This is a genomic window from Pseudomonas sp. Leaf129 (assembly GCF_001423465.1).
Lineage (GTDB): Bacteria > Pseudomonadota > Gammaproteobacteria > Pseudomonadales > Pseudomonadaceae > Aquipseudomonas > Aquipseudomonas coleopterorum.
Map to the genome: position 1 here is coordinate 1,020,053 of NZ_LMOC01000001.1, position 20,078 is coordinate 1,040,130.

Here is a 20,078-nt window from a genome sequence, read left to right on the forward strand (position 1 = left end):
CCACTATGGAGGGTTAACGCAATCTGTCAGGCTTTCAGGCCTGCTGTAGACCAGGCGTTTTCTCCAACAAAATCACCTGCGACAGGAGCTGCTGAGCGCTTTGTTTCCAGGTCAACCAGGGCATATCATCCGAGGTCGGATGCCGACCACTTGCGTAGAGATCGAGCCAAGCCATGATCTCATCTGCCAACGCCTGCGGCGATGGACCGCTGAAGTAGTGAGCGTGGACACCGGCCACTTCACGGAACACCGGCAGGTCACGCGCAATGATAGGCAAGTTGTATTGCGCGGCCTCGATCAGGGGTAATCCAAAGCCCTCGCCTTCCGACGCCGCCACCAGGCATTGGCTGTTGTTGTAGACGAATTCGAGGTATTCATCGCTAATGCCGTCAAGCCATAGCAGTCGTTTACCCAGTTCCGGATGCGTGGCGATTCGCTCGGCGAGCTCATCGACCAGCCATCCGTGCTTGCCTACGATGATCAGGTTCGCGTCTACACCTGCCTTCCATACCAGTTCGAAAGCATCCAGCGCCTGCTTGTGGCCTTTGCGTGGCTCCAAGGTACCGACCATCAAGAAATTAGGATAATCACTCAACGACTCGATACGCAGGGATGGATTTTCCGGAAAGCCTTTGGATGGCGCAGACTGATCGATGTCTGCCCCCAGATGGAAAGCCGCAATTTTAAAAGGCTTGATGCGCTCTGGTCCATTTGACGCCAGCCAGTCTTCCAATTCATCGGCGACAGCTTGCGAAATACACAAAGCACCGTCGTATTCCACCACCGCGTTCAGCCAGTTTTTATAGTGATACTGCAGACTGTCGACAAAGCAATGCGGCATCTGCAGGATCAAAAGATCATAGACAACGGTATACACGCTCACACCGTGAGTGCGCATCGCGTCGAGATATCCTTTTTTGTGCGGCAGAACGTCCATGAGCAAATCAAGACACAGGTAGACATCGCCTGCGCGATAGCTGATCGCCTCATCCTCGTCCGCTTCACTGACATCCTTGCCAAGGAACAACGTGGTGAACTTGGCCGCATATCGATAAAACGGCTCGCCCGCCTTTGTATAGACAGGCTTGATCGAGTAGCCAACCGGTGGTGTGGTCAGCCATTCCAGCAGGATGCTGCGTACCACGCGTTGGATACCGCTCTTGCCGTCGTGCTTACACAGCTCGGAGATATCAACGAACAAGGTTGGTTGTTCGCCGTCACCCTGAACCGAATAATCGATGGCCTTGGCAAGGAGCGAAACGTCCACCGCCCTGTTGCTCAGGTGCCCGGTCGCCGCCAAAGCATCTACCAATGCCTGAGTGGCGTCGATCTGTGTGGTTGCCGTTGCTGCAGGTTTGTCCGAGCGCTCCAACGCCATCTCGAACGCCGCTATGGCTGCCTTACCGCTGCGATCCCATGAGAACGTTTGCGCACGTTCCAGGCCATTCGCGGCCAATGCGGCCCGGAACTCTTCATCCACCAATGCCTGACGCAGCTTTCTAGCGATAGCCGAAATGTCGAATGGATCGAACATCGCTTCCTTCCAGCCGATCACTTCCGGAACGCTGGAAGTGTTCGCGCCGATTACCGGAGCTCCGCACTTCATGGCTTCCAGGGGAGGCAGACCGAAGCCCTCGTGCCAGGAAGGAAACACGTACAGTCGGCACAGACTGTACAGAGCCACCAGCTCTTCATCGGTAATGTAGCCGGTGAAGATCAGATCCGAATTTCCCAGGCCCTGTGTGCGCGCCAGCGTCTTGTAGCTGTTGATGTGGTACTCGGGCATCTTCCCGGCGAACACCAGTTGAATATCGCCCAGCTCCGCCTTGATGTTGGCGAACGCCTTGATCAGTTGGGGCAGGTTCTTGCGGTCGTCAGCGCCGCCGGAATAGAGCACGAACTTGTCATGCAGAGCGAACTTCTTCACGACGGCCGCGCGCTCGTCGAGACTCAGTGAAATAGGTCGGAACACATCGTCGGCCGCAGTCGATACATTGACGATGTCAGACTCGTTCAGCGGCAACAGTGATAGCGCCTCATCCCGGGCGAACTCTGAAATCGACAACAGCAGATCGTATTGCTTGAACGCTTCTACCTTTTCCAGGTAGTGCCGCTTGTAGCCGGGGTTGGGATCCAGATACTGCTTGGTGCTGACCAGAGGGATGAGGTCGTACAGCGTCGCACTCACCACTGCACCGGTATCCAGTGTCGGACTGCCAATGGCGGCATCGTCGATATAACCTTCTACGGCGCTGGTCACGTGAACGACGTCAGCCTGCAGATCATCGATGCAGGCCTGGCGAATCAACTCCGCCACTTGCCGCCGCGCGGCATTGGCAGGGTCCCGATCGCTCACCGGACCTTCTGCGTACCAGACGCGGATATGACTCTGCGGCAACAACCCGACGAAGGCGGCGCGGATGTTCTCGATGCTCTCGCTGAGCATGCCGTTGAGTACCAGAAACACTTCGTGCTCACCGCGGTTGCGGGCGATGCTCTGCGCGAGTGACAGACTGTAACGCCCAATACCTCTGAAACGACTTTCAGTTTGCGCACCCTGCATGTCAATTACGATACGCATTCAGTTCTGGTCCTTCGTCATGGCTTGCATCAGGGCGCGCTCGATATGGCGGCCCCGCTCTGTCAACGGCGCGTGATCGATGACGCCGTGTTGTGGGTCAGCTGCGTTGTGTACCGCCTCGGCGTGGGCTGCTTGCTGGTACAACTGGCGCAGCTTGGCGGTGAATCGTGGGTTGCGGTCGAGAAACGCTATCACCGGCCGATGGATCGCGGGCCGACGCCCCACCCAAAGGCGCGCATGCGGCACGACCTTGCGCAGTGTGCGTCCAGCTGCAGATTTTCCGGACTGGAACGGCCAGTGCATCGCTTTCACCAACGCGCGCAAAGGTGCCGTGACGCGCCACGAAGTACTGGAATGTACAGCTTGCAGCTGTTGCTCGTAGGCCGTAGCTCGCAGATACCAATGGTGAGCATTACCCAGTGAGGCATTGAGCTCAGCCCTGACTTGTTCAGTCTGCGCCATCGCGTCGCTATAGCTCTGCTGAACGTTATTCATTCCGGTCTGCAAGCCTGAGCAATGCTGCTGCAAACTGAGAATGCTTTGATTGAAACGCTGCTGCTGCGCCATCACTTCAGCATTGAAACGCAGTTGCAGCGCTTCAGCCTCTTCACTGAAGCGCTGATGCTGGGCTTCCGTCGTTTCGCTGAAGCGCTCCTGCAGCAACGCTATTTGCTCGGCATGATGGACTTGCATACGATCCATCAGGTCCTGCAATCCATCACGGGTTACGAATTCTTCCCGAGCGGTGGCCAACCCACCTTCTATACCCTTCAATCGTCGCTCCAGCGCTTGATCATAACGAACTGCCAATTGGTCCAGGGAGACGCCGTAAGCGGCGTCGAATACAGCGTTGAATGCTTCGAGTTGCTCGGGTAGAGCCTGCTTCTGGCCTACCACCGCATAGTCGGGACTGGTGCCGGAAAGAACGTCCCACAGGCCGACATTGTTCTCGTCGTCGCGCAACTCAGCGCGCTCCTGCAGCCGTACGATTTTGGACTTTGCAAACCCAGCGTGCTCGGCGAGAAACGACAGCAGCAAGTTAGGCAAAGGCCGCTCGTGGGTCGGGTCCAGGTAGAAGGAATTGGTACCCACTACCAGACTTTCGGCATTGGGTGTTTCCAGAATCAACAAACCGGCCGGGCGCAGGACGCGCAGCGCCTCGGCAACGAGTTCCTGCAACACAGGGAATGGAATGTGCTCGGCGATGTGGAAGCCGGTCACCGCAATCAAACTGTTGTCAGGTAGCTCCTTCAGGGCGGTCAAGGCATCGACATTGCGCGCTGGCAGGTTAAGAGCCTGACAGGCTTCGAGCATACCTTCGTCGAGATCTACACCGGTCGGCGCATAGCCCTCGGCAACCAGCAATTCCAGCCACTCACCGCGACCGCAACCCAAGTCCAGGATGGTATGATCCTGATACAGGCTCTTGAGTGGAGACAGAAACGGTAGATAGGCTTTCAGTCGTTCGGTAATCAGTTCACGGGAGCCACGATAGCGGTCTTCGAAAGCGCGATAGAAACCGTCGTCCATTACTTGCACTCCACAGTCGGCGGCATCCACGCCAGGCCTACAAAAGTACTCTTCGACATATTGACTACGTTGAACACCAGAGCGAGGTCGCGCCACTCGTAGTTGTCGGCGATATGACTGTCGGTAGCATGCAGGGCCACAGCCACCGAATAGGAACCGACACCCAGACTGGCCCTGAAGGAGAACTTGTAAGAGAGCGTATCGCCCTCGCTCAGATGAGTTCGAACACACTCGAGGTGGTGCGTGTTAGTGCCAAATACATCCTGACCAAGACGGTCCTTGATGACATAGCCGACGACCAGCTCCGGCAACTCGGCGTTGACCTTGACGTTCACGGTCAGGCACACATCGTCGCCCACTGCCACGTACTCGACCGGGGCACCTTCGCTGTTGTAAAGCGCTACGCTATCGATGACCGCCTTGCCGCTGCCCGAACGCGTTTGCACGCCGCCGTCTGCCAAGGTCTGCACTTCGACGGTAGAGTTTTCCTTCTGAGCGATGATGGCGTTGTAGTAGTCCATCACCTCCTCTGGCGAGCCGTCCTTGATGACGGTGCCACCCTCCAGCAGGATCGCCCGGTTGCACAGCGCCTGGATGGCACCGCGATCGTGGGAAACGATCAGCAGCGTCGTGCCGGCTTTCTGGAACTCCTTGATGCGCCCGAAGCTCTTGTGCTGGAAATAGCTGTCGCCTACCGACAAGGCCTCATCGATGATCAGGATCTCGGGGCGGAACGCGGTGGCTACGGAAAACGCCACGCGCATCTGCATGCCGCTGGAGTACATGCGCACGGCCTGGTCGAAGTACTCGCCGATCTCGGCGAAGGCTTCGATGTCTTCAATCACGCCATCGATCTGGGCTGTGTTGAAACCCATCAAACCGGCTGCGTGATAAACGTTCTGCCGACCGGTGAGTTCGGCATTGAAGCCCATGCCCAACTCGAGAATCGCGGCAATGCGCCCGTTCACCTGAACCTTGCCTTCGGTCGGTTGCAGCGTGCCGGTGATCATCTTCAACAGCGTGGACTTGCCAGCACCGTTCTGGCCGACGATGCCGATCGCTTCACCCGCCTCGATATTGAAGCTGATGTGCTTGAGTACCCAGTGTTCCTGGCTCGCGCTAACCGGCAGATAGAACCAGCGCGCCAGGCGCTGCCATTCCGAACGATAGGTGCGGTAGGCCTTGCCTACGTTGGTGACTGCAAGAAGGGTCATAGCGAGTCCACCATTTCTGCGGATGCCCGGCGGAACAGGAACAGCCCCAGCAGCATCAGGCCGACGGCAATCAGGAATGTCACGCCGATCTGCTGAAGATCAGGCGAAACTTTGTAGACCAGCACATTGTGGTAGGCGGTGACGATGGGATACATCGGGTTGATGTCCAGCGTGCCTTTCAGGTAGTCGGGCACGATGTTGACCGAATAGACGATGGGCGTGAACCAGAACCACACCTGCAAGATGATCGGAACCACTTGCCCGATGTCGCGCAGGAACACGTTCAATACGCCCAGCACCAGACCAATACCAACGGCCAGTGCCACCACGGCAAACGTCAGGGGGATGAGCCAGAACATCTGGATATTGGGCGAATGCCCCAACACCGCGAAGATGATCAGCACTGCGCCAAACAGCAGCAGGTTGTTCAGCAGGCACGAGCCCACCACGATCACCGGCAACGCAATACGCGGAAAGCGCATCTTCTTCATCAGGTTGCCCTGCTCGATGAACACCGTCAGGCAGCGCCCGACGATTTCCGCGAACAGGTTCCAGGCCAGGATGCCGGCAATCAGATACAGCGCGTAGGCGTACTTGTTGTCGATGCCCGGCAAGCGCGCACCGAGCACGTTCGACAGGATGAGCGCGTAGATAGCGACCTGGGCCAGAGGATGAATGATCATCCAGAGGCCACCGAGCTTGCTGCGCGCAAAGCGCGCAACGAACTCGTTCTTGATGGAGGTGACGATGAAGCCTCTGTAGTCCCAGATGCCTCTTAACATGCCAAACATAATTATCCTTTGATCAAACGCTCAATCTCAGCGACACGCTGAGCCACCAATTCTTCGCTGCCGCGGCTTTCCACGTTCAGGCGCAGCAATGGCTCGGTGTTCGAACCCCGCAGGCTGAAACGCCAGTCGGCGAACTCGACGCTGATGCCGTCGGTGCGGTCGACGCTGGGGTTCTGGGTGGTGTAGAACGCCAGGATCTTCTCGATCGAACCTTTCACGTCGGCGACTTCGTAGTTGATCTCGCCGCTGCACGGGAACGCGGCGATGCGCTCGTCCACCAGTTGGGCCAGGGTCTTGCCGGTGACGCTCATCAGCTCGGCGACCAGCAGCCACGGGATATTACCGCTGTCGCAGTAGGCGAAGTCGCGGAAATAATGGTGGGCGCTCATCTCGCCGCCGTACACGGCGTCTTCGGCGCGCATGCGCTCCTTGATGAAGGCGTGGCCGGTCTTGCTCTGGATGGCAACGCCGCCGGCGGCCTCGACCTGTTCGATGGTATTCCAGGTCAGGCGCGGGTCGTGGATGATCTTGCTGCCGGGGTGCTTCTTCAGCAGCATTTCAGCCAACAGACCGACCAGGTAATAGCCCTCGATGAAGCGGCCCTTGTCGTCGAAGAAGAAGCAGCGGTCGAAGTCGCCGTCCCAGGCGATGCCCATGTCGGCGCCGTTATCCAGCAAGGCCTTGCGGGTCAGCTCGCGGTTTTCCGGCAACAGCGGGTTGGGCACGCCGTTGGGGAAGTTGCCGTCCGGCTCGCCGTTGATGACGATCAATTCCAGCGGCAGCTTGGCCTTGAGCAATTCGATGGTCGGGCCCACGGCGCCGTTGCCCGGGTCAGCCAGGACCTTGAGGGGCTTGAGCGAGTTGACGTCGATGTAGGTCAGCAGATGCTCGATGTAGGCGCTCTTGTCGAACACTTCGCGAACGTGGCCTGCAGTGGCCGCCTTGTCGTCGAAGTTACCGGCTTCCACGCGGGCGCGAATGGCGTCGAGGCCAGTGTCGCCGCTGATCGGCTTGGAATGCTCGCGCACCAGTTTCATGCCGTTGTAACCCTTGGGGTTATGGCTGGCGGTGATCATGATGCCGCCATCGGCCTTGAGGTGGCTGGTGGCGAAATAGACTTCTTCGGTGCCGCACAGGCCCAGGTCGAGTACATCGGCGCCCGCCTCGGTGAGGCCCTTGATCAGGGCAGCGGCCAGGCCTGGGCTTTCCAGGCGCATGTCGCGGCCGACCACATAGGCCTTGCCATGCAGCTCGGACACCAGCGCACGACCGATACGGTAGGCGATGTCGTCATTGAGGTCGGCGGGAACCTGGCCGCGGATGTCGTAGGCCTTGAAGCAACGGGTCTGGAGAGGGGGATACATGGCAATCGCTCGCTCTATGTGGCCGACGCGCAATCGGTGCGGACGTCGGTAGATTGGACGGTCGCTGACGAACGACCAGCACGATTCGGCCCCTGCGCATGTTTTTCGAACACGGGCAGAGGCCGAGGCGGAAGATGTCGGTCAGGCCTTGTCAACGCGGCCGTAGACGTCTTCGAAACGGACGATGTCGTCCTCACCGAGGTAGTCGCCGCTCTGCACTTCGATCAGGACCAGATCGATCACGCCCGGGTTTTTCAGGCGATGCTGGTGGCCGGCGCGAATGAAGGTCGACTCGTTGGTGTTGAGCATCAGCTCGCGATCGTCGTTGACCACGACGGCCATGCCGCTGACCACGATCCAGTGTTCGCTGCGGTGGTGGTGCATCTGCAGCGACAGCGACGCCTGTGGCTTGACCACGATGCGCTTGATCTTGAAGCGCTCGCCCTCTTCCAGGGTGGTGTAGGTACCCCATGGACGGTGCACGGTGCGGTGCAGCTTGTGCAGGTGGTGACCATTGGCCTTGAGCTGGCCGACGATGTGCTTGACGTCCTGGCAGTGATCCTTGTGGCTGATCATCAGCGCGTCTGGGGTGTCGATCACCAGCAGGTCTTCGACGCCGACCAGCGCGGTCAGGCGGTCTTCGCTGTGGACGAAGTTGTTGCGGGCATTGTGCGACAGCACTTCGCCTTCGAAACGATTGCCCTGTGCGTCGGCGTCAGTCAGTTCGCTGACCGCGTTCCACGAGCCGATGTCGCTCCAGCCGATGTCGCACGGCACGGTGGCTACTTTGTCCGAGCGCTCCATCAGCGCGTAGTCGACCGAGATGTCCGGCACCTGGGCAAACGCATCGGCGTCCAGCGCCAGGCAGCGATAGTTCGGCGCTTCGCTCAGACGCGAGGCTTCCTTGACGGCCACGGCGGCGGCCAGCACGTTCGGCGCATGTTTCTTCAGTTCTTCGAGGACGGTGCCGACCTTGAAGCAGAACATGCCCGAGTTCCAGAAGTAGTTGCCGGCGGCGACGTAGCCCTTGGCAGTTTCCAGGTCTGGCTTCTCGACGAAACGGTCGACTTTCAAGGTGCCGTCCAGGCCGGTGCCGACGCCAGCTTCGATGTAGCCGAAGCCGGTTTCAGGGTACTGCGGCTGAATGCCGAAGGTGACCAGCCAGCCGTCGGCCGACAGTTTCACAGCCTTGGCGACAGCGGCGGAAAAGGCGTCTTCGTTCTGAATCAGGTGGTCGGCGGCCAGGACCAGCATGTGGGCATCGGGGCCGTGGGAATCATTGAGTTGCAATGCGGCCATGGCGACGGCAGCTGCGGTGTTGCGGCCGAAAGGCTCGAGGATGAAGCCCTGGGCGTGGCCAGTCTTGTTGACGGTACGGTATTCGTCTTCGGTCTTGAACAGCAGTTCGCGGTTGGTGACGGTCAGCACTTCGGACACGCCTTCGAGCTTGGCGGCGCGCAGGAAGGTTTTTTGAATCAGGTTCTGGCCGTCGGGCAGCGCCATGAATGGCTTGGGATGGGCCTCGCGGGACACGGGCCACAACCGGCTGCCAACGCCGCCGGAAAGAATAACGGGGATCAGGTTCATGCGTATTGGATCCTTTGTTTGCCGGTGTAGCGGCACTGTGAAATCGATCTGTAGACCGTCTGTACATGGGGTAGATCACCCCTGCGCATCGAAGATCTGGCGGCTCCCTGCGCCGCAGACAACATATACGTCAAACCCCTAAAACCGCTCGCTGCTGATGAGTCAAGGAAGTGGCGGCTAGAATATCAGGAAATCCGGGGCCAAGCGCAAATCGTTCGCGCTTGGACAGCTGACCTGGCACGGTAGTTCAGCGACCCTCACTTGGCGCTGATTTCAGCCAGCATGCGTCTCACGCCCAGTTCCCAATGGGGCAGCTCCAGACCGAAACGCTCGGTCAGTTTGCTGGTATCGAGCCGCGAGTTCAGTGGACGTCGGGCGGGCGTTGGGTAGGCGCTGGTGGGAATGGCTTCGACCGTCTCCACGGCCAGCTTGGTGCCCTGGCTGCGAGCGTTCTCGATGACCAGCTTGGCGAACGCATGCCAGGACGTTTCGCCACTGGCCGCCAGGTGATAGGTGCCTGCCAAGTCGGGTTGAGCGAGCGCCTTGGGAATTGCATGAGCCACGACATCGGCCAGCAACTCGGCGCCGGTGGGTGCGCCGATTTGGTCACTGATGACGCTGAGACTCTTGCGATCCTTGGCCAGGCGCAGCATGGTCTTGGCGAAATTGTTGCCCCGCGGGGCATAGACCCAACTGGTGCGGAAGATCAGGTGCTTGCAGCCGGAGTGGCGAATGGCTTCCTCGCCGGCCAGCTTGCTGGCACCGTAATAGTTGACCGGCGCCGTGGTGTCGCTTTCGCGCCAAGGCTGGTCGCCGCTGCCATCGAACACGTAGTCGGTGGAGTAATGCACCAGCCAGGCGTCCAGGCCCAGCGCTTCACGGGCGAGCACGGCGCTGGCTTGATGGTTGATCAAGTCAGCGGCTTGTTTCTCACTTTCGGCCTTGTCCACGGCGGTATAAGCGGCGGCGTTGACGATCACGTTCGGCGCGATGCGTCGGACCGTTTCAGCCAGCCCGTCGAGTGCCGCCAGGTCTCCGCAGAGGCCGGCTTCATCGATGTTCCTGCCCAGCGCCACAACCTTGCCCAGCGGCGCCAACGCACGCTGCAGCTCCCAACCCACCTGACCGTTCTTACCCAGGAGCAATATTTTCACAGTTCACGCCCTTGATAATTCGTATCGATCCATTGCTGGTAGGCGCCGCTCTTCACGCGGCTCACCCATTCGGGATTATCCAGATACCACTGCACGGTCTTGCGGATACCGGACTCGAACGTTTCTACCGGCGTCCAGCCCAGCTCGCGCTGGATCTTGCTGGCGTCGATGGCGTAGCGAACGTCATGGCCGGGACGGTCTTGTACATGGGTGATCAATTGCGCATGCGGACGATGGGGTGACTGCGGGCAGAGCTCGTCGAGCAAGGCGCAGACCGTGTGCACGACTTCGATGTTCTGTTTCTCATTATGACCGCCGATGTTGTAGGTCTCCCCTACTTCACCTTCGGTCACCACTTGATACAGAGCCCGTGCGTGGTCTTCGACATAAAGCCAGTCGCGAATTTGATTACCTTTGCCATAAATGGGCAGCGCCTTGCCTTCCAGGGCATTGAGGATGATCAGCGGAATGAGTTTTTCCGGGAAATGGCACGGCCCATAGTTGTTCGAACAGTTGGTGACCAGCGTCGGCAACCCGTAGGTGCGCTGCCAGGCGCGGACCAGGTGATCGGAGCTGGCCTTGCTCGCCGAGTATGGCGAGCTCGGCTGGTACGGCGTGGTTTCGGTGAACAGGTCTTCGGGCCCTTCCAGGTCGCCATAGACTTCATCGGTGGAGATGTGGTGGAAGCGAAACGCTGCCTGCTGTTCGGCATCGAGCTGCGACCAGTACTGGCGCGCGGCTTCGAGCAGTGTGTAGGTACCGATGACGTTGGTTTCGACGAAAGCCGCAGGGCCGGTGATCGAGCGATCGACATGGGATTCGGCGGCCAGGTGCATGACCCGGTCGGGCCGATGCTCGGCGAACACCCGGTCCATTTGTGCCCGGTCGCAGATGTCGACGTGCTCGAAGGCGTAGCGCGGTGTGCGCTCGCTGCCCATGAGGGAATCCAGATTGCCGGCGTAGGTCAGTTTATCGACATTGACCACCGCGTCGTCGGTATTCGCCAGGATATGGCGAATGACTGCCGAGCCAATGAAGCCTGCACCACCGGTTACAAGGATTTTCACGTTAAACAACACCATCAAGTGGAGGAAAGGACGCGCTGCATCGATTCAGGACGCGTCTGTCGTAGGCGAACCCGCGCGAAGCCAGATGATACCAAACCACCCAGGGCGTGTCCGCACGGGACATGCAGGCCGCCAGCCAGGTCTGTAACGTGGCTTGAACAGACTGGCGAAAAAGATGTTACTGGAGGTAACTAGCACAGCTCGGAATGAACGTTTCAGCTTCGCAGTCGGATTTCGCGAGGCTATTGACAACGTCCTCCGCGCTTTCGTGAATCTCAGTTCCGTTCAGCTGACGAAAGGTACATCCCGCGCCTGGATAGGCGAGCTTACAGAAACGGTTATAGTGCCGGCCTCGCACAAGGAGCGACGGATATGAAAGTGTTGGCAGGTATGGCTTTGGCGGCGTTGCTGGCGGGTTGCGGCACCATCAATACGGTATTTCGCGACGACGTGGTGACCAGTGACAACCTCAAGGAGGCGGAATCGTTTTGCGGCGCCGTGCCTCGGGTTTACAGCGGTGTGGTCTATAACTTCTGCCTGCTCAATGGCAAGGAACCTAGGCCTGGTCGAATCAGCACCGGGCCGCAGATGGGTTTCGTGGCGGTGGACATGGCCATCTCGGCCTTCACCGATACGCTGATGCTGCCTTATACGCTGTACCGGCAGCACAACGATGGCAGCATCGAGGTGGTAGGCGGCTGACTGTGATTCTGGCGAGGGTTAGGGATTGAGGAAGCCGTCGAGGCAGGTGACGCAGGCACCGGTGACCTTGATCGACTGGTCGGTGATCGACAGCTGCAGCTTGCCGGCGCGACCCAGCGCGGCGCCTTGGGCGACCCGCAGTTGCGAGCCCAGCGAAGAGGTCTGGCCGGTGGCACGGATGAAGGCAGCGACCGCCCCGCTGCCGCTGCCACAGGCGGCGTCTTCGGTGATGCCGCAGGTGGGCGCGAACGTGCGAACTTCGATGTGCTCGTTGCTCCCCTCAGGGTGCGGACCGAAGATCACCACACCGGTGGTGCTGGTGCGGTGATCGTTGATGGCCATGCGCGCCAGGTCGGGTATCACCGCCAGCACGGTTTGCGCATCGCGCAGTTGCACCACCAGCCATCGCGGGCCAACGGTCACGAAGCACGGCCGACGGTCGCGCACTACGCTTACGCCGAGCACGGCCTGCAACTCGCGATGGTCGCTGTCGTTGACCGGCTGGATCGTTGCCGGTGGCAGTTCGAAGGTGATCAGTTGCGAGCCGTCGGGGCCACGTGCGATGTCGACATCGATCAGGCCTGCAATGCATTCCTGCACCAGCTTGCCGTTGCGAGGCTCTATGAGTCCGGCTTCGATCAGTGCGTGGGCGCTGCCGATGGTGGCATGGCCGGCGAACGGCAGCTCGGAGTTGGGCGTGAAGATGCGCAGCCGGTAGTCGGCGTCGGGATGCGTGGCGGGAAGTACGAAGGTGGTTTCGGAGAGGTTGTTCCAGTGGGCGATCTGCTGCATCTGCTCGCGCGTCAGGCTTTCGGCCTGGAGGACGACTGCCAGTGGGTTGCCCTTGAATCGTTGGGTCGTGAAGACGTCGACTTGCTTGAACGCTAAGCGATGCATGGTCGGCCCTGGCGATGAATGAGTGAAAGCAGTGACGCTGGGATTTTTGTAGCAGCGGCGCGAGCCGCGTCCGGCGGCACCGCGTTTGTCCAGACCCGCCGCATGTACCGCCGACGCGGCTTGCGCCGCTGCTACAGGGATCGTGGGAGCCCGGTGATGACGCGTTCCGATTCACCGAGTGTGCAGCCGATGCGGCTTGCGCCGCTGCTACGGGGGCTATGGTAACCGGTTACAAGGTGATTGGTCTGCGGCCAGAGAAAGAATGGGCCAGGGTACCGCCGTCTACCAACTCCAATTCGCCACCTAATGGAACACCGTGGGCGATGCGTGACGCGACCAGGCCTTTTTTAGCCAACAGCTGCGCGATGTAGTGAGCAGTGGCTTCGCCTTCGACAGTCGGGTTGGTGGCCAGAATGACTTCGGCGAAGGTGCCCTGCTCGTCTATACGTGCCATCAGTTGCGGAATACCGATCGCTTCCGGCCCGAGCCCATCCAAAGGCGACAGATGCCCCTTGAGCACGAAGTAGCGACCGCGGTAACCCGTTTGCTCTACAGCATAGACGTCCATCGGCCCTTCCACCACGCACAGCAGCGTGTCGTCGCGCCGGGGGTCGGCGCATTGCGGGCAGAGTTCTTCTTCGGTAAGGGTACGGCACTGGCGGCAATGGCCGACGCCTTCCATGGCCTGACTCAGCGCCTGGGCCAGGCGACTGCCGCCGCTGCGGTCGCGCTCAAGCAGCTGCAAAGCCATGCGCTGGGCGGATTTCTGACCGACACCGGGCAAGGTGCGCAGACTATCGATCAGTTGACGGATCAGTGGGCTGAAGCTCATGGAGGGCGGCCTGAGGTGACGACGAGACGCGGTTTATACCCGCGCCTCTGAACCACGTCAAATGATCAGACGTCGGAGACCTTGACCACCAGCTTGCCGAAGTTATGCCCCTGCAGCAGGCCAATGAAGGCCTCCGGTGCGCGCTCCAGGCCGTCGACCACGTCTTCGCGGAATTTGATTTTGCCGTCACGGACCCATGGCACCATGGCCGAGAAGAATTCGGCATGGCGATCGCCGAAGTCGTCGAACACGATGAAGCCCTGCATGCGAATGCGCTTGGTGAGCAGCATGCGCGGCAGCAGCGCGAAGCGATCCGGGCCTTCGGGCAGGTCGGTGGCGTTGTAACCGGCGATCAGGCCGCACACCGGAATGCGCGCGCGGGCGTTGAGCAGCGGCATGACGGCGTCGAAGACTTTGCCGCCGACGTTTTCGAAGTAGATGTCGATGCCTTTGTCGCAGGCCTTGGCCAGGTCATCGGCGAAGGTGTCGCTCTTGTGGTCGACGCAGGCGTCGAAGCCCAGCTCTTCAACGACGTAGCGGCATTTTTCCGGACCACCAGCGATACCAACGACCTTGAGGCCTTTGATCTTGCCGACCTGCCCTACTACCGAGCCGACAGCGCCGGAAGCCGCGGCGACCACGAGGGTTTCGCCTTCCTTGGGCTGACCGATATGGGTCAGGCCCATGTAGGCGGTCATGCCGGGCATGCCCAGCACGCCGAGCGCCATGGATGGGGTGGGGATGCCAGCGGGCAGCGGCGTGAGGTTGCTGCCATCGGAAATACAGTGGGTTTGCCAGCCGGTCATGCCGACGACCAGATCGCCTTCACGGAATTTGGGGTGTTTGGACGTTTCCACACGACTGACGGTGCCGCCGGTCATGACTTCGTCGATCTCAACCGGGGCAGCGTAGGACGGCGCGTCACTCATCCGGCCACGCATGTAGGGGTCCAGAGACAGATACAGGGTGCGCAGCAGGACTTGGCCGTTCTCGAGATCCGGCAAGGCTTCGCGCTCCAGGCGGAAATTCTCCGGCGTGGGTGCACCGGTTGGGCGGGAAGCGAGGACGAAGCGCTGGCTGAGGGTCAGGTCTTGGGACATTGCGGGGTATTCCTTGAGCAAGTGGCTATAGGAAAAGGACAGCGAGGGGTGGCGGGATGTTCAAACGGGTCATGGCTGGATGGCAAGTTACGGTGGTTGTGGGTGAGTAGATTGTGTGAGGCAGGTGAGTTGTGGAAGCAGGTGAATTGTGGGAGCAGATGAATTTTGGAAGCAGATGAATTGTGGAAGCAGATGAACTGTGGGAGCAAATGAACTGTGGGAGCAGATGAATTGTGGGAGCAAATGAACTGTGGGAGCAGATGAATTGTGGGAGCAGATGAATTGTGGGAGCAGATGAATTGTGGAAGCAGATGAACTGTGGGAGCAGATGAATTGTGGAAGCAGATGAACTGTGGGAGCAGATGAATTGTGGGAGCGGGCTCTGCCCGCGAAGCGAACGCCGCGGTATGCCTGCTAAACCTCGGCGCGGCCTTCGCGGGCAGAGCCCGCTCCCACAGGGATCGCGCTGCCTGTGAAGCAGCGGCGCGAGCCGCGAGCCCCACATTGACCCGGATACAAAAATGCCAGGCTTGGCGCCTGGCATTTTGTTTTAGAACGGCATCTTGAAGCCTGGCGGTAATTGCATACCGGAAGTCATGCCGGACATCTTGTCCTGGCTGTTCGCCTCGATCTTGCGCACGGCGTCGTTGACGGCGGCAGCGATGAGATCTTCCAGCACGTCCTTGTCTTCCTGCATCAGGCTGTCGTCCAGGCTGACGCGTTTGACGTCATGGCGGCCGGTCATCACCACGCTCACCAGGCCTGCGCCCGATTGGCCAGTGACTTCGGCCTTGGCCAGCTCTTCCTGCATCTGAGCCATTTTTTCCTGCATCTGCTGGGCCTGCTTCATCAGGCCGGCCATGCCACCTTTCATCATGGGGTTCACCTCAAAGGTCGATGGGTATGACCGCGCAGTGCCAGAAGCATCCTGCGCGGGTTCGGGTAGGTTGCTTAACGCGTTGGGCTGGCCACCGCTTCGACTGGTTCAATCGTATCGTTGCGAATGATGGCGCCGAACTGTTGCAGCATTTGTTGAATGTACGGGTCTTGCTGAATCGACTGCTCGGCATCGGCCTGGCGATTGGCACGCCAGCGCGCCGCGGCCTGGGCTGGCGTTTCCTGTTCCGGGCGGATCAGCTCGATGGTCAGGCTGATCGTGCGCTCGTGATACTGGTTCAGTGCATCGTTCAAGCGGCGCTGCTGGGTGCTGTTGAACAAGGCGCTGTGGGCCGGATCCAGGTGCAGGAGCCAGTCGTCACCTTCGACGGCGATCAACGTGCAGTTGGCGGCGATGCTGCCGGTCATGCCCGAGATCGGCAGTTTCGGAAACAGTTCGAGCCATTGCAGGGCCAGACCGGTGGCAGGCTGCGCGGCGGGCAGCACTTCGGGTTCGGCTTCGACCGGGGCTTCGTGAACGGTTTCGCTGGCCAGTTCGTCGAGGTAGCTGTAGGCGGCGCCATCGGTTTCGGGGGCGTAGTAGTCTTCGTCCAGCGGTGGCTCGTCGTCGCGCTCCATGCCGGCGGGGACGTAGTCGACTGGGTCGGTGTCGTCGGCGGACGGTGTTGCCTCGTTTTCCGGGGCATCGGGTACGGCGCTGGCGGGCGTGGGGGCCGGCATGGGCGTGAGCGCGGGCTGCTCGCCAACGACGTCGAGGATCGGCTCTGGCGCCGGAGCGGCGACGGGCGTCACAGGGTCGTTCCAAGGGAGGTCGATGGGTTCTGCGGTTGCCTGATGGACCGTGGTGATTTCTTCGCGGGCAGAGCCCGCTCCCACAGGGGGAGTCGCCGGTGCGACGCGGTCGTTCTGGTGGACCGTGGTGGGTTCTTCGCGGGCAGAGCCCGCTCCCACAGGGGGTGTCGCCGGGGCGACGCGGGCAGAGCCCGCTCCCACAGGGTCCGGGTCCATGGGGGCCACGCTTGGAGATTGTGGCTCCACAGGAGACGAGACTGCCACGGGTTGGGTGGAATCAACTGTGGCCTGGCTGATCCCCACTGTCTTTAGGGGTTGATCGGGCCCGTCGCTGGTGCCTGCCGGGCGGAACGCGAGCATGCGCAGCAGCACCATCTCGAAGCCGCCTCGCAGCTCCGGGGCCAAGGGCAGATCGCGGCGACCGATCAGGCCCATCTGGTAATAGAACTGCACATCTTCGGCCGGCAGCGCCTGGGCCAAGGCCAGCACGCGATCGCGATCACCCTGGCCATTGTCGACCGCTTCGGGCAGCGCCTGGGCGATGGCCACGCGGTGCAGCACGTTGAGCATTTCGGCCAGCACGCCATTCCAGTCGGGCCCCTGCTCTGCCAGATGGCGCACGGCTTCAAGCAGTGCACGAGCATCGCCATCGAGCAGTGCCTGCAACACGCCATACACCTGGCCATGGTCCAGGGTGCCGAGCATCGCTCGCACATCGGCTGCCAGCACCTTGCCTTCGCCGAACGCAATGGCCTGATCGGTCAGGCTCATGGCGTCCCGCATCGAGCCATCGGCCGCGCGGCCCAGCAACCACAGCGCATCGTCTTCGAACGGCACGTTCTCCACACCCAGCACATGGCTCAAGTGCTCGACCACGCGCTCTGGCGTCATGTTCTTCAGCGAGAACTGCAGGCAGCGCGACAGGATGGTCGCCGGCAACTTCTGCGGATCGGTGGTGGCGAGGATGAACTTGACGTAGGGCGGCGGCTCTTCCAGCGTCTTCAGCAGCGCGTTGAAGGAATGGCTGGACAGCATGTGCACTTCGTCGATCAGGTAGACCTTGAAGCGCCCGCGGCTGGGGGCGTACTGCACGTTGTCGAGCAGCTCGCGGGTGTCTTCGACCTTGGTGCGGCTGGCGGCGTCGATCTCGATCAGATCGACGAAACGGCCCTCGTCGATCTCGCGGCAGACCGAGCACTCACCACAGGGCGTGGACGTGATGCCCGTCTCGCAGTTGACGCATTTGGCGATGATCCGCGCGATGGTGGTCTTGCCCACGCCCCGGGTGCCGGTGAACAGGTAGGCGTGATGCAGCCGCTGGTTGTCCAGCGCATTGATCAATGCCTTGAGCACATGGGTCTGGCCGACCATTTCGCGGAACGAGCGCGGACGCCATTTACGTGCAAGAACCTGATAACTCATCGAAAACCGTCGCGACATGAAAGCGGAAGACCGCCAATGCTAATGGAGCAGGGCCAAAATTGCATCCGCGCCCTGCTCTATTGCTGCGTTGGCCTGTAAAAACGCAGGCGAAAGCTGGCGAAGACGATTGATCGCAGGAAACGAGGACAAGGATGGTAGTTCGAGAGGCGCATTGCGATGAACCCGTGCGACGACGAATTCGGAAATAGGTGGCAACCCTACCAGCCACACCCCGGCACACAATGTTCCCGCTGTGGCTGCTTCCTTCCGGATCTGACCAGGTCGCATGCAAGCATGCTCGGGTATCGTTGCAGACCTTATGGAATAAGGGTTTCAAGCCGATAAGGTTGCCAGATTTCTACCGTGCGGATGCATTGCACGGGCGCTCACGAACGAGAGGTGTGGCCAGCATTGTTCCACTTAGCTGTTCCACTTAGGTGTTCCACTCATGACCTACCTCGTACGTCGTCAATCGGTTTACTACCTGAATCTTCGATTGCCCAAGCACTTGTTTCCGCATCGCCACACACTCCGCGTAAGCCTCGGCTTGCGAGAGCGTAGGGCCGCACTATACCTAGCTGCCTCGCTTGCCCAGCAAGTCCACGCACATTTGAACGAGCACCCCCTAGCGGACCTCGCGACGCTCCAGGCGCTTTGTTACCAGTGGCGCGAGGCCTCACCTACCCCTTTGCTTCGGCACGTCTCTACGACGCCCATAGAGCGCAACACGTATCCCCGTCGCGATAGTCCATCTCTTGCCAACCTCACCAAACTATATATAGAAGAAGGGAAGCGCGGTAACACATGGCGGGAGGGCAGCATCGAAGAGGTGGAGCGTGCTTTATCTGATCTGCTCGAACTGATGGGTGACATGCCTGTAGCAAAGTTCGACGCTCATCAAGCCCGTCTGTTGAAAGAACGGCTAAGCCGATGTCCTCAATACTTTGGTCTGCGTCCTGAATTCAAAGGGCGAACGCTCAAAGAGGTGGTCGATTCCGCCGTCAGCTACAAAACCATCACTGCGGTGACTGTAAACAACAGGCTACGCAAGCTTTCGGCTTTCCTGAACTGGTGCAAAGCGAACAGCTACTTAGCGGAAAATCCTCTGGTAGGAATGAAGGTGATGGTCGGGTCTGCTAAGGAAGCGCGACTGTCTTTCGACAAGCATGACCTGGTAGCGCTGCTCGACAAAGCGTCCCTAGGAAAGGAAGCACTGAAGCACCCATGGCGTTATTGGCTGCCTTTTCTTGGCCGTGCGACTGGTGCACGCTTGGAGGAGCTGTGCCAACTGCGTGTAGATGACTTCATTGAGCAACAGGGTATCCAATGCATCCGCATTGACGACAGCCGTGAAGACCAGAAGCTCAAGAATGCTAGCAGCCGACGGATTCTCCCGCTGCACCCGGCACTAATCGAATTGGGGCTATTAAGTTACGTCGAGTCAACCAGAGCAACTGGCGCAGATCGCCTCTTCCACGACCTGGTAGCAGTTAGGGGCAAGCTAGGACATGCACCCTCGAAATGGTTCGGTCGCTACAAGCAGGGAATGGGGATCACCAACCCCAGAAAGACCTTCCACAGCTTCCGTCATACACTTATTGACGATCTACGAGATGCTGGGGTGCAGGATTCGTTGATCAAGCGAATAGTAGGACATGAGGACAGTGCGGTCACCTTCAGCATATACGGAAGCCGAAGCCCGTTGAAAGCCATGGCAGAGGCGCTGCACCACATCGCGCTGTGAGCGTTTGACATATAGTTCGGCAGACACTGCGTACGCCATCGGCAGGATGCTGGCGGAGGTAAAATTGGACCAATCCAGATTTGGATCGGTCTACCATGACGTAAAAATGAGCGGAGGAGCTGCTCCAAGATGGCTCACCGCAAGACGGAAAATCTACTCAGCGGATACAGCAGTCCACTCCGTACTGAATTTATTCCCCTTTGATCTGGACGACAGCGTAGCTAAACCTACTGGGTGGGCATGACGTGATCCACGGCGCTCCGGTGCCGAGCAAGGATGGATGGTGTGTAAAACTCTGCTTGCGCGGTAGCCGATGTACCTTCCCAACGCCCGTGTCGACGGCAGCACTGTTATTGTCCACGACTGGTAGGCCTAACCGAAGCCACCCTATGCTTTGACCCCAA

General features: G+C 59.9%; 15 protein-coding genes. 2 read left to right on the forward strand and 13 right to left on the reverse strand.

The genetic code is table 11. The features are described from left to right. Positions 1 to 34: 34 nt before the first annotated feature. The 8 genes from ASF66_RS04395 to rfbB all read right to left on the reverse strand — a co-directional run bounded on the left by ASF66_RS04395 (position 35) and on the right by rfbB (position 11,288). Positions 35 to 2,581, reverse strand: coding sequence for a glycosyltransferase family 4 protein (locus ASF66_RS04395; protein ID WP_056842869.1), 2,547 nt, complete (start codon positions 2,579 to 2,581; stop codon positions 35 to 37). After that, positions 2,582 to 4,111 (reverse strand): class I SAM-dependent methyltransferase, encoded by a 1,530-nt coding sequence (locus ASF66_RS04400; protein ID WP_056842870.1) that lies wholly within the window; start codon positions 4,109 to 4,111, stop codon positions 2,582 to 2,584. Further along, positions 4,111 to 5,325 (reverse strand): ABC transporter ATP-binding protein, encoded by a 1,215-nt coding sequence (locus tag ASF66_RS04405; protein WP_056842871.1) that lies wholly within the window; start codon positions 5,323 to 5,325, stop codon positions 4,111 to 4,113. The genes ASF66_RS04400 and ASF66_RS04405 overlap by 1 nt, the downstream gene beginning before the upstream one ends. Then, complete coding sequence (locus tag ASF66_RS04410) at positions 5,322 to 6,116, reverse strand: ABC transporter permease (RefSeq protein ID WP_056842872.1); 795 nt, start codon at positions 6,114 to 6,116, stop codon at positions 5,322 to 5,324. Before ASF66_RS04410 ends, ASF66_RS04405 begins: the two co-directional genes overlap by 4 nt. Positions 6,117 to 6,118: 2 nt before the next feature. Further along, a complete protein-coding gene (locus ASF66_RS04415; RefSeq protein ID WP_056842873.1) occupies positions 6,119 to 7,480 on the reverse strand; it encodes a phosphomannomutase/phosphoglucomutase in 1,362 nt (453 codons plus the stop codon). 141 nt (positions 7,481 to 7,621) lie between these two features. Next, positions 7,622 to 9,067, reverse strand: coding sequence for a mannose-1-phosphate guanylyltransferase/mannose-6-phosphate isomerase (locus ASF66_RS04420; protein WP_056842874.1), 1,446 nt, complete (start codon positions 9,065 to 9,067; stop codon positions 7,622 to 7,624). 257 nt (positions 9,068 to 9,324) lie between these two features. Continuing rightward, on the reverse strand, positions 9,325 to 10,221 hold the full coding sequence (gene rfbD, locus ASF66_RS04425) for a dTDP-4-dehydrorhamnose reductase (protein ID WP_056842875.1): 897 nt from the start codon (positions 10,219 to 10,221) through the stop codon (positions 9,325 to 9,327). Further along, positions 10,218 to 11,288 (reverse strand): dTDP-glucose 4,6-dehydratase, encoded by a 1,071-nt coding sequence (rfbB, locus tag ASF66_RS04430; protein WP_156463130.1) that lies wholly within the window; start codon positions 11,286 to 11,288, stop codon positions 10,218 to 10,220. Before rfbB ends, rfbD begins: the two co-directional genes overlap by 4 nt. Before the next feature lie 372 nt (positions 11,289 to 11,660). Here rfbB and ASF66_RS04435 point away from each other — a divergent pair, with 372 nt between their 5' ends. Beyond that, a complete protein-coding gene (locus tag ASF66_RS04435) occupies positions 11,661 to 11,990 on the forward strand; it encodes a YceK/YidQ family lipoprotein (protein ID WP_056842877.1) in 330 nt (109 codons plus the stop codon). An 18-nt stretch (positions 11,991 to 12,008) separates the two neighbouring features. On the opposite strand, the gene ASF66_RS04440 is transcribed toward ASF66_RS04435, so the two are convergent. The 5 genes from ASF66_RS04440 to dnaX all read right to left on the reverse strand — a co-directional run bounded on the left by ASF66_RS04440 (position 12,009) and on the right by dnaX (position 17,930). Then, positions 12,009 to 12,887, reverse strand: a complete 879-nt coding sequence (locus ASF66_RS04440; RefSeq protein WP_056842878.1) for a PhzF family phenazine biosynthesis protein — start codon at positions 12,885 to 12,887, stop codon at positions 12,009 to 12,011. 229 nt (positions 12,888 to 13,116) lie between these two features. Beyond that, positions 13,117 to 13,719: a recombination mediator RecR gene (gene recR, locus ASF66_RS04445; protein WP_049859397.1), complete on the reverse strand. Its 603-nt coding sequence runs from the start codon at positions 13,717 to 13,719 to the stop codon at positions 13,117 to 13,119. A 65-nt stretch (positions 13,720 to 13,784) separates the two neighbouring features. Then, complete coding sequence (locus ASF66_RS04450; protein ID WP_056842879.1) at positions 13,785 to 14,819, reverse strand: NADP-dependent oxidoreductase; 1,035 nt, start codon at positions 14,817 to 14,819, stop codon at positions 13,785 to 13,787. 550 nt (positions 14,820 to 15,369) lie between these two features. Continuing rightward, positions 15,370 to 15,696 carry a YbaB/EbfC family nucleoid-associated protein gene (locus ASF66_RS04455; protein WP_043189078.1) on the reverse strand — a complete coding sequence of 109 codons (327 nt, stop codon included), beginning with the start codon at positions 15,694 to 15,696 and terminating at the stop codon, positions 15,370 to 15,372. Between the two features lie 74 nt (positions 15,697 to 15,770). Further along, positions 15,771 to 17,930 (reverse strand): DNA polymerase III subunit gamma/tau, encoded by a 2,160-nt coding sequence (gene dnaX, locus ASF66_RS04460; protein ID WP_056842880.1) that lies wholly within the window; start codon positions 17,928 to 17,930, stop codon positions 15,771 to 15,773. A gap of 448 nt (positions 17,931 to 18,378) precedes the next feature. Between dnaX and ASF66_RS04465 the strand changes: the two genes are divergently transcribed. Further along, positions 18,379 to 19,674, forward strand: a complete 1,296-nt coding sequence (locus ASF66_RS04465; protein WP_056842881.1) for a site-specific integrase — start codon at positions 18,379 to 18,381, stop codon at positions 19,672 to 19,674. The last annotated feature ends 404 nt before the right edge of the window (positions 19,675 to 20,078 follow it).

Bases quoted from the DNA above. Each gene is read 5' to 3' on its own strand.
- ASF66_RS04395 (WP_056842869.1), bottom strand. From the start codon at position 2,581: ATGCGTATCGTAATTGACATGCAGGGTGCGCAAACTGAAAGTCGTTTC.
- ASF66_RS04400 (WP_056842870.1), bottom strand. From the start codon at position 4,111: ATGGACGACGGTTTCTATCGCGCTTTCGAAGACCGCTATCGTGGCTCC.
- ASF66_RS04405 (WP_056842871.1), bottom strand. From the start codon at position 5,325: ATGACCCTTCTTGCAGTCACCAACGTAGGCAAGGCCTACCGCACCTAT.
- ASF66_RS04410 (WP_056842872.1), bottom strand. From the start codon at position 6,116: ATGTTTGGCATGTTAAGAGGCATCTGGGACTACAGAGGCTTCATCGTC.
- ASF66_RS04415 (WP_056842873.1), bottom strand. From the start codon at position 7,480: ATGTATCCCCCTCTCCAGACCCGTTGCTTCAAGGCCTACGACATCCGC.
- ASF66_RS04420 (WP_056842874.1), bottom strand. From the start codon at position 9,067: ATGAACCTGATCCCCGTTATTCTTTCCGGCGGCGTTGGCAGCCGGTTG.
- ASF66_RS04435 (WP_056842877.1), top strand. From the start codon at position 11,661: ATGAAAGTGTTGGCAGGTATGGCTTTGGCGGCGTTGCTGGCGGGTTGC.
- ASF66_RS04440 (WP_056842878.1), bottom strand. From the start codon at position 12,887: ATGCATCGCTTAGCGTTCAAGCAAGTCGACGTCTTCACGACCCAACGA.
- recR (WP_049859397.1), bottom strand. From the start codon at position 13,719: ATGAGCTTCAGCCCACTGATCCGTCAACTGATCGATAGTCTGCGCACC.
- ASF66_RS04450 (WP_056842879.1), bottom strand. From the start codon at position 14,819: ATGTCCCAAGACCTGACCCTCAGCCAGCGCTTCGTCCTCGCTTCCCGC.
- ASF66_RS04455 (WP_043189078.1), bottom strand. From the start codon at position 15,696: ATGATGAAAGGTGGCATGGCCGGCCTGATGAAGCAGGCCCAGCAGATG.
- dnaX (WP_056842880.1), bottom strand. From the start codon at position 17,930: ATGAGTTATCAGGTTCTTGCACGTAAATGGCGTCCGCGCTCGTTCCGC.
- ASF66_RS04465 (WP_056842881.1), top strand. From the start codon at position 18,379: ATGACCTACCTCGTACGTCGTCAATCGGTTTACTACCTGAATCTTCGA.